Here is a 13792-nt window from a genome sequence, read left to right as displayed (position 1 = left end):
ACGATCCATCTGTTCGTCCGTCAGCCAAAACAGGTCGCTCATTGCCAGTCTCCTCGCAGAGCCTGAATCAAAATTCCCTACAAAAATCAATGGGTCCTGAGCCTAGACGGTTATCTGATTTATCGAAATCCATTCGACCTCGGCTCCCATCTTATTCTTGAGAAATGCATTATCGTGCGGCATCCGGACGCGATATGTGTCGCTCTATAAATTTCCAACGCGGTTTGCAGACTGATGTTCTGCTTTTCCCAGAAATATCCAGATGAGCTGAAGCCGTGGCCTGCAAAAAAAAATCGTAAGAAATTTCCTCAAAGTGTTGTCCATGTTCGGCTAGCGTTCTTGATTTTGCTGACAACACAGTACGAAGGCTCCCTGCAAGTCCAAATGGACAATGCTGGGAGAATGGACGCAACACGTCTTCGGCGTACTGAAATGGAAAGACTATAATATTTTGTTTTCGCAATATAAAACGTCCGGGTAGGTGTTGTCCGAAGTCAGTATTCAGGGCAGTCCATAGCAAGCTTATCTCTTTTCGCCATGTCATCAGGCGCTGCTGCATTGCAGGATTTTCACCCAGCTATCTTTCTGCAGTTCACAATTGTTCTGTCGAATGAAGCTCGTCGACCCAGGCATGACGATCATCCTCAGTTATGGGGCAGACCGTGTCATCTTATCCTCCTGAGCTTGGGGCGTTTGTCTTCATCGACAAGGCGGTGCAAAGCATCTCGGGCTCTGGACAGTCGGGACATTACCGTTCCGGTCGGCACTCCCAGGATGTCCGAGACAGTTTCATATTCCAGGCCTTCAACCCCAACGAGTAGCAGGACCTGTCGATGCTTATCAGATAACCGGTCAAAGGCACTGATGACTTCCTTCCACTCAAGGTGTGGGATCTGGGTAGCATCCTGAATTGGGTCAGGAGATCTTCCCGGTGAAGTGACCAGAGATTTCAGACGACGCCAGTGGCTAATATTGAGGCGATAAGCGATGGTGAACAGCCACGGTCGCAGATCCGACAGGTCGTGTACCTGATGCATTCGCGTAAGGGCACGCTCCAAACAGTCCTGCACAAGGTCTTCTGCTCGGTGGGGATCGCGCGTCAGGACTTGCGAGTACCGTCTCAAGGCCGGTATCGCCCGTTGTAACCTGATGTCGTTGTTCTCGTTCAACCCGGCCTCTGTTTCATGTGCTTTTCATCCTCCTGAATGTGAACGCTTATGGGGCCAGTTGATTTCGAACCGGATGGCGAGACAGGTGCGTTTTCGCTGAATGTTTTACTCAGAGGGAATAGATCCGCCTGCTCAATCGTCTTTAAGCCAGACGATGTCAGAGGATCGAAAAAATGACGACGAACACTCATATGCTGTCTGGTTCCATCCTGCGCTGGCTCGGTGTGATCACGCTTCCATTTTTTCTCATGCTGTCCTTTCTTTGGGCGGGCGGGTGGCTGACACCTTACCGCCTGACACAGGCCGCTATGCTGGACGCTTTGCAGAAAGGGAGTGGCATGCACCCTGGATTTCGCCGCAACCACGCCAAAGGTGTCTGTGTAGCTGGATGGTTTGAGGGTAATGGGAGCGCCTCCAGCCTTTCGATGGCCACCGTCCTGCAGAAAGGGCGGGTTCCTGTCGTTGGGCGGTTCGCACTTGCTGGCGGCCTTCCATATCAGGCCGATGCTCCTGAGAAAGTTCGCAGTATGGCCCTGCGTCTGATGCCGTCGGACCGTCAGGAATGGCGCATGGGAATTAACGATATTCCTGTCTTTCCTGTTGGAACGCCGCAGGAATTCCACGACCTTCAGCTTGCATCGCACCCGGATTTGACGACGGGAAAACCTGACCCAGCACGCATGCAGGCCTTCCGTACAAGCCATCCTTGGTTACAACCTGCGATGGCACAGATTGGCCGACGACCTGTTTCGTCGGGTTTCGCCGATGATACCTATCGTAGTCTCGACAGCTTTCTTTTTGTCGCGGAAGACGGAACGAAGACAGCCGTACGTTGGGCTATGGTGCCGGTCCAACCAGTTATGCCTGAGATTGGTCATGCGAATGATCATGATTATCTTTTTCGTAAAGTTATTGAAGACATTCACACCCATCCACTGCAATGGCGGCTGATGGTAACGCTGGCAGGTAGCGGCGACGCAATTGACAACCCGAGCAAGGGATGGTCGCAGGATGATCGACAGATCAATGCGGGAACCTTGACCCTGACAGGTATCGGGAGTGAGGAAAACGGCCCATGTACCGGCATAACTTTTGATCCGCTTGTCTTGCCCGAGGGCATAATGCCGTCAGGCGATCCGATCCTACAGGCCCGATCTGCGGCCTATATGCGTTCGTTCTATCTGCGTTCCGGCGAACGGCCGACTGCCCCTGCTGTTTCAGCTGAAATGACGGTCCCGTCTGCCAATGCGAGAGACAAAAAGTCATGAAAAACGTGAAATCTTTCACCCTACCGTCTCGCATCCTGCACTGGGTTATGGCCGTTATGATTCTGGCCATGCTCCTCATTGGTGTGTTCATGGCATCGACCGTTGGATCTGGTTACTATCGCCTGGTGGCGTTGCATCGCTCTGTGGGGATCGCAATCCTTGTTCTTGCTATGCTGCGTCTGGGAAACCGGCTGCACACGCCTCCACCTTCCTTGCCGGAGGATTTGCCCCCGGTGATGAAAATTGGAGCTCATGCATCGCATATCCTGCTTTATGTGCTGATGATTGTTTTGCCGCTTGTTGGATGGGGGATGTTGTCGGCAGGGGGGTACCCCATCCCGCTATGGGGTCAGTCCGTGCTTTTGCCACCGATCCTTCCTCACGACCCGGTACTCTGGGCGGAACTTCGGTCGGTGCATACCTTACTGGCCTTTCTGCTGTTTGGTCTCGTTTTGGCGCATGTCGCCGCCGCTTTGTTTCATGGCCTGATCCGACGCGATGGCGTACTTCGCAGTATGCTGCTTCGGGAACGTCTGGATCCGATCTCTCAAGAAAGCCACGGCGATTAAGCCGTGGCTGCTGATGGATGTCAGCTTGCAGCAAACGCAAGGAGATCTATGTTGAGTGCCTCCGCATTGACCGTCAGCATTCCGTGCGAGAAGCCGGGATAGGTTTTAAGGGTGCCATTGACGAGTAATTCAACAGACTTGAGTGCTGAATCAGCGATAGGCACGATCTGGTCGTCTTCTCCATGCAGCACGAGTGTTGGTATCGCGATGCTTTTCAGGTCTTCGGTCTGGTCTGTTTCGGAAAATGCCTTAATGCCCTCGTAGTGCGCTTTGGCGCTCCCCATCATGCCCTGACGCCACCAGTTTTGAATGACGCCCTCTTGCGAGCTGTTACCCTCGCGATTGAACCCATAGAACGGACCGGTTGGCACATCGCGGAAGAACTGTGCCCGGTTGGCTGCGAGGGCAGCGCGGAAACCATCGAACACCTCAAGCGGCAGACCCTCGGGATTTGCTTCTGTGCGCAGCATCAGGGGCGGGACAGCGCTGACCAGAACGGCTTTGGCGGCGCGTCCGGACGGCTGACCGTATTTGGCCACATAACGTGCGACTTCGCCGCCACCAGTGGAATGACCGATATGTACGACGTTTCGGAGGTCCAGTTTTTCGACCACGGCGAACGCATCTGATGCGTAGTGGTCCATGTCATGCCCCGTCGAAACCTGCTCAGAGCGCCCGTGGCCGCGGCGGTCATGGGCCACCACGCGGAATCCATTCTGTAAAAAGAAGAGCATCTGGGCATCCCAGTCGTCGGAAGAGAGGGGCCAGCCATGATGGAACATGATGGGACGGGCGTCTTTCGGTCCCCAGTCCTTGTAGAAGATCTCGACATCATCCTTGGTGGTAACGAACGACATGATTATTTCTCCAAAATTCAGATGGTGACAGTTGTCTCGGGGCTACCCCGGAACACGTCCGGGGGGCAGTTTTGATGGCGTTCAGATCTGTTTCTGACCACCGTCAACGTAAAGTTCGATCCCGTTGATGAAACTAGCCTCGTCAGACGCCAGAAACAGAACCGAGCGGGCGATTTCTTCCGGCTGGGCCACGCGACCTGAGGGGATCAGGCCAGAAAGATAGGTTTTGGTTTCTTTGGCCTGTTCGCCGCCGCCAAAAAGCTGATTCAAACCTGCCGTATCGGTCACACCCGGACTAACTGCATTGACGCGAATATGTCGGTCCTTGAGGTCAAGCATCCAGTTTCGCGCAAAGCTGCGTACAGCTGCCTTCGTTGCAGAATACACACTGAGAGCCGGGGTGCCCGCGGCGCTGACATTCGAAGCATTCAGCACGATCGAGGCCCCGTCGCGCAGCAGGGGAAGCGCCTTCTGTACAGTAAAGAGCACGCCTTTGACGTTACTGTCGAAAGTGGACTGATAGTGTTCTTCGGAAATGGCACCAAGTGGTGCAAATTCCCCGCCACCGGCATTGGCGAAGACGACATCGATCTGGTTATGCGTCTGCTGAACGGTATCATACAGACGGTCGATATCGTCCAGATGCCCCATATCACCGCGTACACCCGTTACCTTGCCGCCGATGCGAGTGACAGCGGCGTCGAGCGCTTCCTGTCGTCTTCCGGTGATGAAAACGAATGCGCCTTCATCGGCGAAAGCTTTGGCGGTAGCTAGACCAATGCCACTTGTACCGCCGGTTACAATCACGACTTTGCCATCAAATCCGTAAGTCATTGTTCTGTTCCTGATTTTTAGCGCTCCGTTTGCGCCGTCAGGAAAGAGATGCCATTGGAACGATCATCGCTGTAGACGGCAATATTGACACACAGCGTTCAGAAAGAGGAACGATGGAACGGCGAGATCTCAACGATTATGCGTATTTCGTAGCGGTCGTCGCGCATGGCGGCTTTTCGGCCGCCTCGCGTGTGCTGCGTGAGCCGAAGTCAAAACTCAGCCGCCGCATCACCGATCTGGAAAACCGGCTTGGTACACGTCTAATCGAACGGTCCAGTAGACGCTTTCGCGTCACGGACCTTGGTCGGACATTTTATGAGCGCTGCCGCATTATGCTGGATGAGGCAGAAGCCGCAGAGGCAATCATCAGCGCGGCCCAGGCTGAGCCAGCGGGCGTCGTTAGGTTCAGTTGTCCGACCGGCATGGTTGCTGTGATCGGTCATCTGATGACAGGCTTTCTGGATCGCTATCCTAAGGTGCGGTTGCAACTTCTGGCAGTGGACCGGCCAGTGGATCTGATAGAGGAACGCATCGACCTTGCGTTACGGGTTCGTCTGGCTCTCACCTCGGATGCAGCTTTGACAATGCGTACTCTCGGGCGCTCCACACGTGTGTTAGTCGCGCATCCGCGTGTAGCTGCAAGCATCAGAAACCTGCAGGATCTGGAGAATGCATCGCTCTTAACAACAAGCGATGAGGCAACAGACTGTATCTGGCCTTTGACGAATAATCATGGCGAGACCCATGAAATACGCCGAATGCCCCGGTTCGGTTCGCAGGATATGGGCATAGTGCGGGATGCGGCGATTGCGGGACTGGGGGTTGCGTGGCTCCCGGATCATTTCGTTCGGGAGCCACTGGAGAAGGGCTTGGTAGTGCAGGTCCTTCCGGACTGGAGAGGACCGGAAGGAATCGTCCATCTTGTATTTACAACGCGGCGTGGGCTGCCATCAGCGGTGCGTGCATTCATCGATCACCTCGCAGGTGGATTTCCAAAGTGCCTATAAGTGCTGCGCGCTACCGGCAGAGACGTCCGTGTCTGGATAATGATGTTAGGCTCAGGACTCATAGCTAGAAGATGACGGTTGCAGCGAGGCAGATGGCTGAGAAGAAGACATTCGGGCATCTGTCATAGCGTATTGCGATACGCCGCCAGTCCTTGAGGCGACCGAACATGACCTCGATGTGGTTGCGGCGTTTGTATTTCCTTTTGTCGTATTTGAGCAGTTTTCGGCGAGATGTCCTTCCTGGAATGCAGGGCTTTATTCCTTTCTCTTCCAAGGCGTCCCTGAAGCAGCCGACGTCATATCTGCAATCTCCTAGCATCCATTGTGTTGTAGGAAAATTGTCCAGCAGGGCAGCGGCACCGGTATAATCAATCGCTGACCTGACCCCAGTCATGAAGAAGCTCCACGATCATCTGTTCTGATCAGTGACTGCATGCAGCCTGGATTCCGGTGCTTAACTGCAGGTTTGAAGCCGGGCGGTGTGCTTTGAGATAGGTCGCATCAATCATAATCGTCTGAGGCTCATGTTCAGTCTCCTTACAAAAGTCCATGGGGCCCGATCCAAGGATTGTGTAACTTTTTTGGGGGTATCGCCAGTACTCACTTGCAATACTTACTGAAATCCACAAGCATAACGGAGGATTTTTGAATATTTTTGTTATGCGTCGGGTAGGAAGATGAATGTTTATTTGGAGTTGTGACGTAGAAAAATCGTGTGATCAATTAAAGATCCTGAAAATTTTTTCAGAATATTGGATGCCGTACCGAGAATACTCGATCGGTCTCTGTTTTGGTTTCGTATTTTGGAATGTCATCTGTCCGTTTGACGCGTAGTGATCAAGCTCTAAACAACAAAATAAATGCGATGTTGAGTATTTTAAGAAGTAGTCCCCAGGAGGGGGAATTATTTGCAATGTGTTCATGCCATGCTGTCTCATATCCTCTTAGTGGCGATATGCTCGCCGGGAAAATCTCGAGATGAGCGATCCTCTGAACCATACTGAAATCATTCCACCGACACGTCAGGGTGCGACATCGGGTGCAGAAACTCGGAAGTCGCCGTTTGTGGAACCTTGTCCGATGCCTGTCATTGAGGCTCCATTAGGAGTTCGTTTCGACTTCAATCAGGGGGCCAGAGTGTCACTCCCTCCTCGGTCGGACGGGAAATGGCGGATTCGGCTGCGGGACCTCGACACCGGCAATATTGTTTTCGCGAGTGAGAACGCGGGAGCATTCGTTATGTCCTCGAAGCAGTATTATGTGCGCTTTCAGATCGAGGTGAGTGAAATTGGCTCAGACGGTGCGGAACATTCCGTTGTTTCTCATGTCTATGATGCAGGCGAGCAGTTGGTCCTCATTCAGTTCCCTATTGGAACCTTGGGTGACACGCTTGCATGGTTCCCTTACGCAGCACGTTTTGCCCAGCGTCATCGGGCGCGCGTGACGTGCGTTATGTCCGGATTGATCATTCCGCTTCTGCGTGATGCCTACCCACAATTGACGCTGCTGACCAAGGAAGAAGCAGAAGAGCAGAAACTCGTTGAGAACGCCTATGCGACTTATTGTCTGGGGCTATTCTTTGACGACAGGGAGAACAATCGGCAGCCGACTGATTTTCGTTTCGTCGGACTCCATCGAACAGCTGGATATATTCTTGGCGTAGACCCGGCCGAGGAACCGGTGCAGCTGGCCCTACCCGACAGTAGTCGACCGATTGCTGAACCTTATGTCTGCATCGCGGTGCAAAGCAGTGCCCAATGCAAATACTGGAATAATCCGGATGGCTGGCGCGATCTTATCTGTTTCCTGAAAGAGGCAGGTTACCGCGTCATTTGTATTGATAAAAAACCTACACATGGGAGTGGTATCGTCTGGAACCATATCCCCCACGGCGCAGAAGACGAGACAGGTGACCGGCCCCTAAGCGAGCGTGCCCGTTGGTTGCGTCATTCAGAATTTTTCGTTGGTTTATCAAGTGGTTTGTCATGGCTGGCCTGGGCATCAGGAACGCCTGTGGTTCTGATTTCGGGCTTCACACATCCTACTAACGAGTTTCACACCCCCTTCCGGATCGTCAACTGGCATGGCTGCAATTCCTGTTGGAACGATCCGGCGTTGCGTTTCGATCATCACGACTTTCTGCAATGTCCGCGCCATATGGGAACGTCTCGTCAATTTGAGTGCACGCGCCTGATCACGGCTGAACAGGTGATCAACACCATCAAGACAATTCCTGCCTACGTCGCAAGAACTGCTTCCTCCACTCACCATATATCGGGAAACCTGACGCCATGACCCTTGATCGTGTTTCATCCGGAGTAACAGACAGTGGCCTCATTCTTGTGGTTGGCGATGTCTTGAAGGTCGGAGGCGGAGGGGCCGCGATAGACATCACGCTGACGGGAGGGAGCGTGATGGCGTCCTCTGGAGGCGTGGTTTCTGGTACAATGATCATGTCGGGCGATATCGAGTTTTGGACTTCGGAGGCGTCACGTCTGGCATGATCGTCACCTGGAGGGTTCGAAAAACCCTCTGGTTTTGAGTCTACCTTTATGATTCCATTTCCCCTTAGTTGATTGTGGATGATGGAAGATGAAGCAGCCGGGCTTCTTTGATATTGAAGAGCGACTTGCCCGGCTGAGCGGGGCTTGGCGATCAGCTCGAAGCGTTTTCCCGGACTGTGGATTTTGAAGTATTTCGCCCTGATCTGGAGCAGGCGCTGGCGTATTCCGACGGAAGCAAAGGCGGGCGAGCGCCGTTTGATCCGGTGCTGATGTCCAAGATCCTGGTGATCCAGACGCTGAACAATTTGTCCGGTGAACGGACGGAATATCTGATCAACGATCGCCTCTCCTTCATGCGCTTTCTGGGATCGGGGCTTTCAGATCGGGTGCCGGATGCCAAAACACTCTGGCTGTTCCGTGAACGCCTGACCCAGGCGGGAGCCATTGAAAGACTGTTTGACCGGTTTGATGCAACTCTGCGGAACGCGGGTTATCTGCCGATGTCCGGCTAGATCCTGGATGCAAAATTGGTCGTTGTTCCAAAGCAGCGGAACTCCAACGCTGAGAAAGCCGACCGCCGGGCAGGGCGTATTCCTGAAGACTGGCAGGACAAGCCATCCAGATTGTCCCATAAGGATCGCCACGCGAGCTGGACGCTGAACTTCACGAAAGCAAAACGGCAGGATGACGGAACAATCCCGTCAACGGATCTCGCTATACCATTCTTTGGCTACAAATCCCACGTTTCCACCGACCGGAAGTATCGGTTCATCCGGAAATGGAAGACAACAGATACCGCCGCAAGTGATGGCGCGCGATTGCGAGAAGGGCTGCTGGATAAAGCCAATACGGCCTCAGGCGTCTGGGCAGACACAGCCTATTGCTCAAAAGCCAACGAAGACTTCATGGACAAGCAGGGCTTTGTCTTGAAGGTTTACAGGAAAAAGCCGCATCTTGAAACCCATGCCCCAGCATATCCAGCGCTCCACTGCAGGAAAGTCCATGATCCGATCCCGCGTCGAGCATGTCTTTGCTGACCAGGAGTTGCAGACGGGACTGTTCATCCAAACTGTCGGTGTCACCCGGGCCAGCATGAGGATCGGACTGGCCAATATTGCCTACAACATGCGCCGCTTTCTCTTCCTGGAGCGGATCAGCGCGAAGGTGTAGCAATCCAGCGAGGGGCAGCACTCGATCTGCTCAAAACGCAGAGCGAAAAAGAACCCAAAAGTAGTCAATCCAATCGCCAAAAGCTTGAAATCACCAGCCAAGCGTATCAATTAACGGTTCTTCGATCCCTCCAGGTGCCTGTTCTTTTCTCCGCGGAACGGTTTGCTCGCGTCGAGGAAATCTTCATTTGTTTTCATCGTGTATGCGATGACGACGAGGTAGGTGATAGCCCGAGTTAATTCCAGGCGGGTTACGAGATCAGTTTCCTGAGCATCCAGAGCACGTAGCCGTCTTACTGCTGCTTCTGCGATGCGAGCGGCCTTGTCGTGGCGTCTAGTGGATTCCTCAATATAGTGAAGTACCAGCAGGATAGGGCGGCGAGCACTTTCAGGTAGATACTCGCGATCCAGCAAAGCTCGCAGCCGAATAACATTCAGGCCTAGTGTAAGGGTTGCCAGTGTTCCGAGGATGCAGGCTTCAATCAGTGGAGCTGGCGTGGGGCCAGCATGTCTGATCAGACGTGCAAACCGATCTGTATTGCGTCCAATCCAGACGCTGATTCGCGGCGTAAATCCGGGATGGGCCAATTGCTGCAGCTCGCCGAGCATGATGCGGCGGAGCCGGAAACGCTCTGCATCGCTACTGAAAGGCAGGACGCTGCGGAAGACGATGACGCTTACGGCCACGGCTAGAACCGTCGCCATATTGCCATTGTAAAAGGCGATCTCGTTCATTACGTGATGATTTTCGAGGCCTAGCATTGCTGGAAGCAGCAATCCATAGGCCGCGGAGCCGCCAGCGGTTGATGGATTTCCTTTCGCCAGTCCACCGATGAACATCGCAGGCCCAAGAAAAAGCGTTAGCGTTTCGAATGTTGTTACTTTGGGCATGAGAACGAAGACCAGTATCCATGCCATGAAGTAAGCTGCTATGGCTCCTTTAAGAAACTCGGTGGTTCCGAGAACCGGATTTTCTTTTGTCGCGAAAAGTCCGCACACCAATGTCGTAATGGCAATGAACCCGAGTCCGTTCGGCCACGCTGTCACTTCGTAGATATAGGCCGTAATCAAAACTGCGCATGCGCCGCGCAAACCATTATGAATTGCCTCGCGGGTGTCGCGGTGGGTTTCAAGTTGGAAGTGGAAATGATCGCCTCGGATGCGGTGAGTGCTAGCCTCGTATTCCTTGATGGCCTGTTCAAGATCGCCAAGAAGTTCTCCCAGAGACACGAATAAAATCCGTTCATCCAGCCTGTCCTCTTGCTGGGCCTGTGTCTCCACAAGTGGATCGAATGACTCCAATCCGGGGATCGGTTCTAGATCCGTTCTGATGTCCGTTTCCCGATGGGGGGCTGCAGACAGCCGACAGACATCCCGAAAGTGTTGAAGGTCTGCGAGGAGGGCAGGGACGGCGTTCTGATCCGGCAGTCGTTGGGGAAACTGTTTCAGAAAGGCCAGAATTTCGTCTGCAGTTCGACTGAACGCTGGATGATTATGATTGAGTACCTGCAGACGCATGGCCATCCCGAAGCCGCGCGATAAGAGCGCAGAGACCGCAGCAAGAGCGGCACGGGCGTGATCGCCTTCGTGCCCATGTGGGCCCATTTCGACTTCCGCAAACTCGATCTGGTCGTTGATTGTCAGGATCGTGCCGAACTGTCGACGGGCTGTATTGAGAGCCCCCCGTTCTTCACCAAGAAGGCTACATAATGTGGTCGTGACGAGGACGAGCGCTGATTCAAGCTTTTGTCTCAGTTGTGCACGTGCATGCCTCTCCTGGCTTGTGGCGAAGATAAGTCCCATGAATGCTTCGCACAGAACACCCAGAACGATGTAGGTGCCGCGTGACATCGCAACCATGAAGACATTGTCAGGGTTGGACGCGGCGCCCATACAAATGATCGAACAGGTATATCCTGCAAGAACAAGGGCATAGGAGCGAAAGTTGCTGACGAATGTCGCAAATCCGCTGCAAAGTCCTATCCATACTGCAATCATCGGGAAGAACAGCCACGGGGCCTGAGGGGCGGCGGCCATGATCGTAATAGCCGCAATACCGCCACTGATTGTTCCGACGATGCGCCATTTCGCCTTGGACTGACTCTCGCCACGGCTGGTCTGCGCTACGGCCCAGACAGTCATGGCAGCCCAAGCGGGGTCGTCCAGTTCCATCCAGAATGCGATTCCAATCGCAAGACAGGCTGCGATGGTATTGCGCAACGCAAATGTAACAGATGAAGGACTTGGCGCGTAGAGCCAAGCAAGAAAAGGGCGGCCGCGCGTCCGTAATGGTGCGGGGCGGGACGTCGTCTTATCTGGACTCGGTTGCCCCGAGAATATGGTACTGCCACTCATTGCCAGAGTTTCTTACTCCCAAGCAGATTATTCGGCGAGGGTGGAAATGGCCATTCTGAGATTGTTGGCAAATTTTATATATTCGCGTGTCTTGGACTCCTCATTCGGTAGCGTCAAAAAATAAGGGGGATGTATGGTTACCAGTCCGATACTTCCGTTATCCAGATAGATATACCTTGAGTGTCTACATAAGATAGTAACCGGACGCCCGAAAATGGCACTCGCGGCTGTGACGCCCAGCACGATCGTGACCTTCGGATTTAGAAGATGCCGCTCTGAATCAATCCGTCCAAAGATGACAGGTGCGACGTATGACGCGTCAGGTTTCTGGGGTATGCCACGCGTGCCTTTCGGAGCGTATTTGACGTGTTTGAGCGCATTGGTCACCCAGGCATCCGTACGATAGCGTCTGCATCCTGCAGGGCGCGCTCAACAAGTTGTCCTGCAGGCCGGACAAACCGACGACCTTGCAGATCTTCCTGATGTCCGTGCTGTTCTCCGATGAATATAATTCAGGCATTTGAGGGCCCTTCATCGCGTAATGTCCGGTGTGCCGCTTTATAGAGTCCGCAGACCTGACAGTCGATGGTCTGTCCAGGAAGATTCGGAAAAGACGATGATGCTTGGATATCCGATTCTTTTGTGTAGTACCGAACCGGACCAATACCATGTCCTGTCACCAGACATTATCCGGCCCTGTTGTTGCAATCTTTAGTGCTATCTCAATAAGTTCAGGAATATCATCCGAGCCGCTATCGAAGCCTGAGCCAAACCGATGTTTGGGGCCAATCCAGCATAGTGTACGGTCTGCGCCGCTCATAACCCACGGTGTTGTCCTTGGGTTTGAAAGCGCTTTGACCTGACTGTCGATCAATGTGGCCAAATGGGAGGTAATCAGGTTTTTTCAGTCAGGACCACTAGAATCTGGCATCTGACAGCGCAACCTTGGCACTCTCCGTCTACTTGCTGCGGCAAATTGTTCAAGTTTCAAGATGAGATCGTCAGGCACTGATTGGCCGTCACGCAGCATAAAACAAAGTAATTCCAGACGATCTGGAGTTTTCGGCATGAAGACAGAAGGAAAAATTCGGATCGGAGCATGGAGAGCCAGTGTAACGGAAGGGTTACTCGGAGCGTGCGTTGTGTCAAGGGGGGGCTGTAACCCAGCATAAATCGTCAGACGCACGGCTTTCATGTAGCATTTTTATGGGTAAGCTCCGCTATTCGGAAAAATTACTTGTTGTTAATATCGAAACGGTTGTGTGTTCCGTTGAATCTTTCTATTTAGTCTTACGGTTTGAATACTCTCGGTCTTGTGTATATGATTTTTTGTTTGTTGTCTATTTACGAATGATGATATTCATGATGCGGAAGATGAGATTATCAAATATTTGCCTTCCGGATTTACCTGACGGCTTGCGCGCGTTATAAAACTGAAAAATTCATTCGATCAGAGGGATGAAATACCATGTCCGAAAACACTTCCAATAACGGCCTTCTTGAGCTTACAGCTAAAATCGTTGCTGCACAGGCGTCCCGTGGCGCGCTCGAGGCTGATGCTCTGCCAGCCCTTATCCGGCAGGTTTATGATGCTCTGGCCAAGGCGGGAGTTCCTGAAGAAGAGCCGCAGTCCGAGCGTCCCCAGCCTGCAGTTCCCATCAAGCGGTCTGTATTTCCTGACTACATTATCTGTCTTGAAGACGGCAAAAAGCTGAAGATGCTGAAACGGCATCTTCAGAGCGCTTATGACATGACGCCCGAACAGTATCGCGAGCGCTGGGGGCTACCGTCAGATTACCCCCTCGTTGCACCGAATTACGCGCAGCGTCGGTCGGCGCTGGCTCGTGAAATCGGTCTTGGGCGGAAAATCAGCGCTGCAGGAGACGGAAAAAAGGAAACCGGTCGGACGCGCAAAGTCAAAAAGGAGGACTGAGCTTTTTTGCTCTTCTGTTAAAGATCAGATGTCGTAGCGGCCAGGGCAGCCTGGGGTCTTGACGAGGCCGTTGCGACTCTGCAACTCTTACCAAGTGCTTCAGAAGGCGGAGTCAGGTGGAAGAACT

11 protein-coding genes and 2 pseudogenes are annotated in these 13792 nt (G+C 53.1%); 7 read left to right on the top strand and 6 right to left on the bottom strand.

The features are described from left to right. Positions 1-665: 665 nt before the first annotated feature. Complete coding sequence (locus GKA01_RS12670) at positions 666-1169, bottom strand: RNA polymerase sigma factor (RefSeq protein ID WP_146863778.1); 504 nt, start codon at positions 1167-1169, stop codon at positions 666-668. A 173-nt stretch (positions 1170-1342) separates the two neighbouring features. Here GKA01_RS12670 and GKA01_RS12665 point away from each other — a divergent pair, with 173 nt between their 5' ends. Beyond that, positions 1343-2437: a catalase family peroxidase gene (locus GKA01_RS12665; RefSeq protein WP_146863775.1), complete on the top strand. Its 1095-nt coding sequence runs from the start codon at positions 1343-1345 to the stop codon at positions 2435-2437. Next, entirely contained in the window at positions 2434-3006 is a 573-nt protein-coding gene (locus tag GKA01_RS12660) for a cytochrome b (RefSeq protein WP_146863772.1), read from the top strand. Before GKA01_RS12665 ends, GKA01_RS12660 begins: the two co-directional genes overlap by 4 nt. Positions 3007-3026: 20 nt before the next feature. Here the strand turns inward: GKA01_RS12660 and GKA01_RS12655 are convergent, their stop codons facing one another. Further along, positions 3027-3863: an alpha/beta fold hydrolase gene (locus GKA01_RS12655; RefSeq protein WP_146863769.1), complete on the bottom strand. Its 837-nt coding sequence runs from the start codon at positions 3861-3863 to the stop codon at positions 3027-3029. 81 nt (positions 3864-3944) lie between these two features. Further along, positions 3945-4697: an SDR family NAD(P)-dependent oxidoreductase gene (locus GKA01_RS12650; RefSeq protein ID WP_146863766.1), complete on the bottom strand. Its 753-nt coding sequence runs from the start codon at positions 4695-4697 to the stop codon at positions 3945-3947. A gap of 113 nt (positions 4698-4810) precedes the next feature. On the opposite strand from GKA01_RS12650, the gene GKA01_RS12645 reads away from it, so the two are divergent. Beyond that, entirely contained in the window at positions 4811-5704 is an 894-nt protein-coding gene (locus GKA01_RS12645; RefSeq protein WP_146863763.1) for a LysR family transcriptional regulator, read from the top strand. A 64-nt stretch (positions 5705-5768) separates the two neighbouring features. On the opposite strand, the pseudogene GKA01_RS12640 reads toward GKA01_RS12645, so the two are convergent. After that, positions 5769-6228 (bottom strand): annotated as a pseudogene (locus tag GKA01_RS12640) (transposase); the annotation flags it as partial. Positions 6229-6682: 454 nt separating this feature from the next. Here GKA01_RS12640 and GKA01_RS12635 point away from each other — a divergent pair. The 3 genes and pseudogenes from GKA01_RS12635 (at position 6683) to GKA01_RS12625 (ending at position 9378) form a co-directional block, all read left to right on the top strand. After that, complete coding sequence (locus GKA01_RS12635; protein ID WP_146863760.1) at positions 6683-7999, top strand: autotransporter strand-loop-strand O-heptosyltransferase; 1317 nt, start codon at positions 6683-6685, stop codon at positions 7997-7999. After that, positions 7996-8208 (top strand): hypothetical protein, encoded by a 213-nt coding sequence (locus tag GKA01_RS12630; RefSeq protein ID WP_146863758.1) that lies wholly within the window; start codon positions 7996-7998, stop codon positions 8206-8208. Before GKA01_RS12635 ends, GKA01_RS12630 begins: the two co-directional genes overlap by 4 nt. A gap of 88 nt (positions 8209-8296) precedes the next feature. Further along, positions 8297-9378, top strand: a pseudogene (locus tag GKA01_RS12625) (IS5 family transposase). Positions 9379-9488: 110 nt separating this feature from the next. On the opposite strand, the gene GKA01_RS12620 reads toward GKA01_RS12625, so the two are convergent. Both GKA01_RS12620 and GKA01_RS14090 read right to left on the bottom strand, forming a co-directional pair. Then, positions 9489-11732 (bottom strand): FUSC family protein, encoded by a 2244-nt coding sequence (locus GKA01_RS12620; protein WP_146863755.1) that lies wholly within the window; start codon positions 11730-11732, stop codon positions 9489-9491. A 27-nt stretch (positions 11733-11759) separates the two neighbouring features. Then, on the bottom strand, positions 11760-12119 hold the full coding sequence (locus GKA01_RS14090; RefSeq protein WP_371859274.1) for a uracil-DNA glycosylase family protein: 360 nt from the start codon (positions 12117-12119) through the stop codon (positions 11760-11762). A 1081-nt stretch (positions 12120-13200) separates the two neighbouring features. On the opposite strand from GKA01_RS14090, the gene GKA01_RS12615 reads away from it, so the two are divergent. Beyond that, positions 13201-13665: a MucR family transcriptional regulator gene (locus GKA01_RS12615; RefSeq protein WP_146863752.1), complete on the top strand. Its 465-nt coding sequence runs from the start codon at positions 13201-13203 to the stop codon at positions 13663-13665. Positions 13666-13792: the final 127 nt, after the last annotated feature.

Origin of the sequence: Gluconobacter kanchanaburiensis NBRC 103587 (genome assembly GCF_007988905.1) — a bacterium.
GTDB classification, from domain to species: Bacteria; Pseudomonadota; Alphaproteobacteria; order Acetobacterales; family Acetobacteraceae; genus Gluconobacter; species Gluconobacter kanchanaburiensis.
The sequence above is the reverse complement of the archived record's forward strand: the minus strand, read 5'-3'. Positions and strand labels throughout refer to the sequence as shown.

Excerpts from the sequence above, each read along its gene's own strand:
- GKA01_RS12665 (WP_146863775.1), top strand. The coding sequence starts at position 1,343 with ATGACGACGAACACTCATATGCTGTCTGGTTCCATCCTGCGCTGGCTC.
- GKA01_RS12660 (WP_146863772.1), top strand. The coding sequence starts at position 2,434 with ATGAAAAACGTGAAATCTTTCACCCTACCGTCTCGCATCCTGCACTGG.
- GKA01_RS12655 (WP_146863769.1), bottom strand. The coding sequence starts at position 3,863 with ATGTCGTTCGTTACCACCAAGGATGATGTCGAGATCTTCTACAAGGAC.
- GKA01_RS12650 (WP_146863766.1), bottom strand. The coding sequence starts at position 4,697 with ATGACTTACGGATTTGATGGCAAAGTCGTGATTGTAACCGGCGGTACA.
- GKA01_RS12645 (WP_146863763.1), top strand. The coding sequence starts at position 4,811 with ATGGAACGGCGAGATCTCAACGATTATGCGTATTTCGTAGCGGTCGTC.
- GKA01_RS12635 (WP_146863760.1), top strand. The coding sequence starts at position 6,683 with ATGAGCGATCCTCTGAACCATACTGAAATCATTCCACCGACACGTCAG.
- GKA01_RS12630 (WP_146863758.1), top strand. The coding sequence starts at position 7,996 with ATGACCCTTGATCGTGTTTCATCCGGAGTAACAGACAGTGGCCTCATT.
- GKA01_RS12620 (WP_146863755.1), bottom strand. The coding sequence starts at position 11,732 with ATGAGTGGCAGTACCATATTCTCGGGGCAACCGAGTCCAGATAAGACG.
- GKA01_RS12615 (WP_146863752.1), top strand. The coding sequence starts at position 13,201 with ATGTCCGAAAACACTTCCAATAACGGCCTTCTTGAGCTTACAGCTAAA.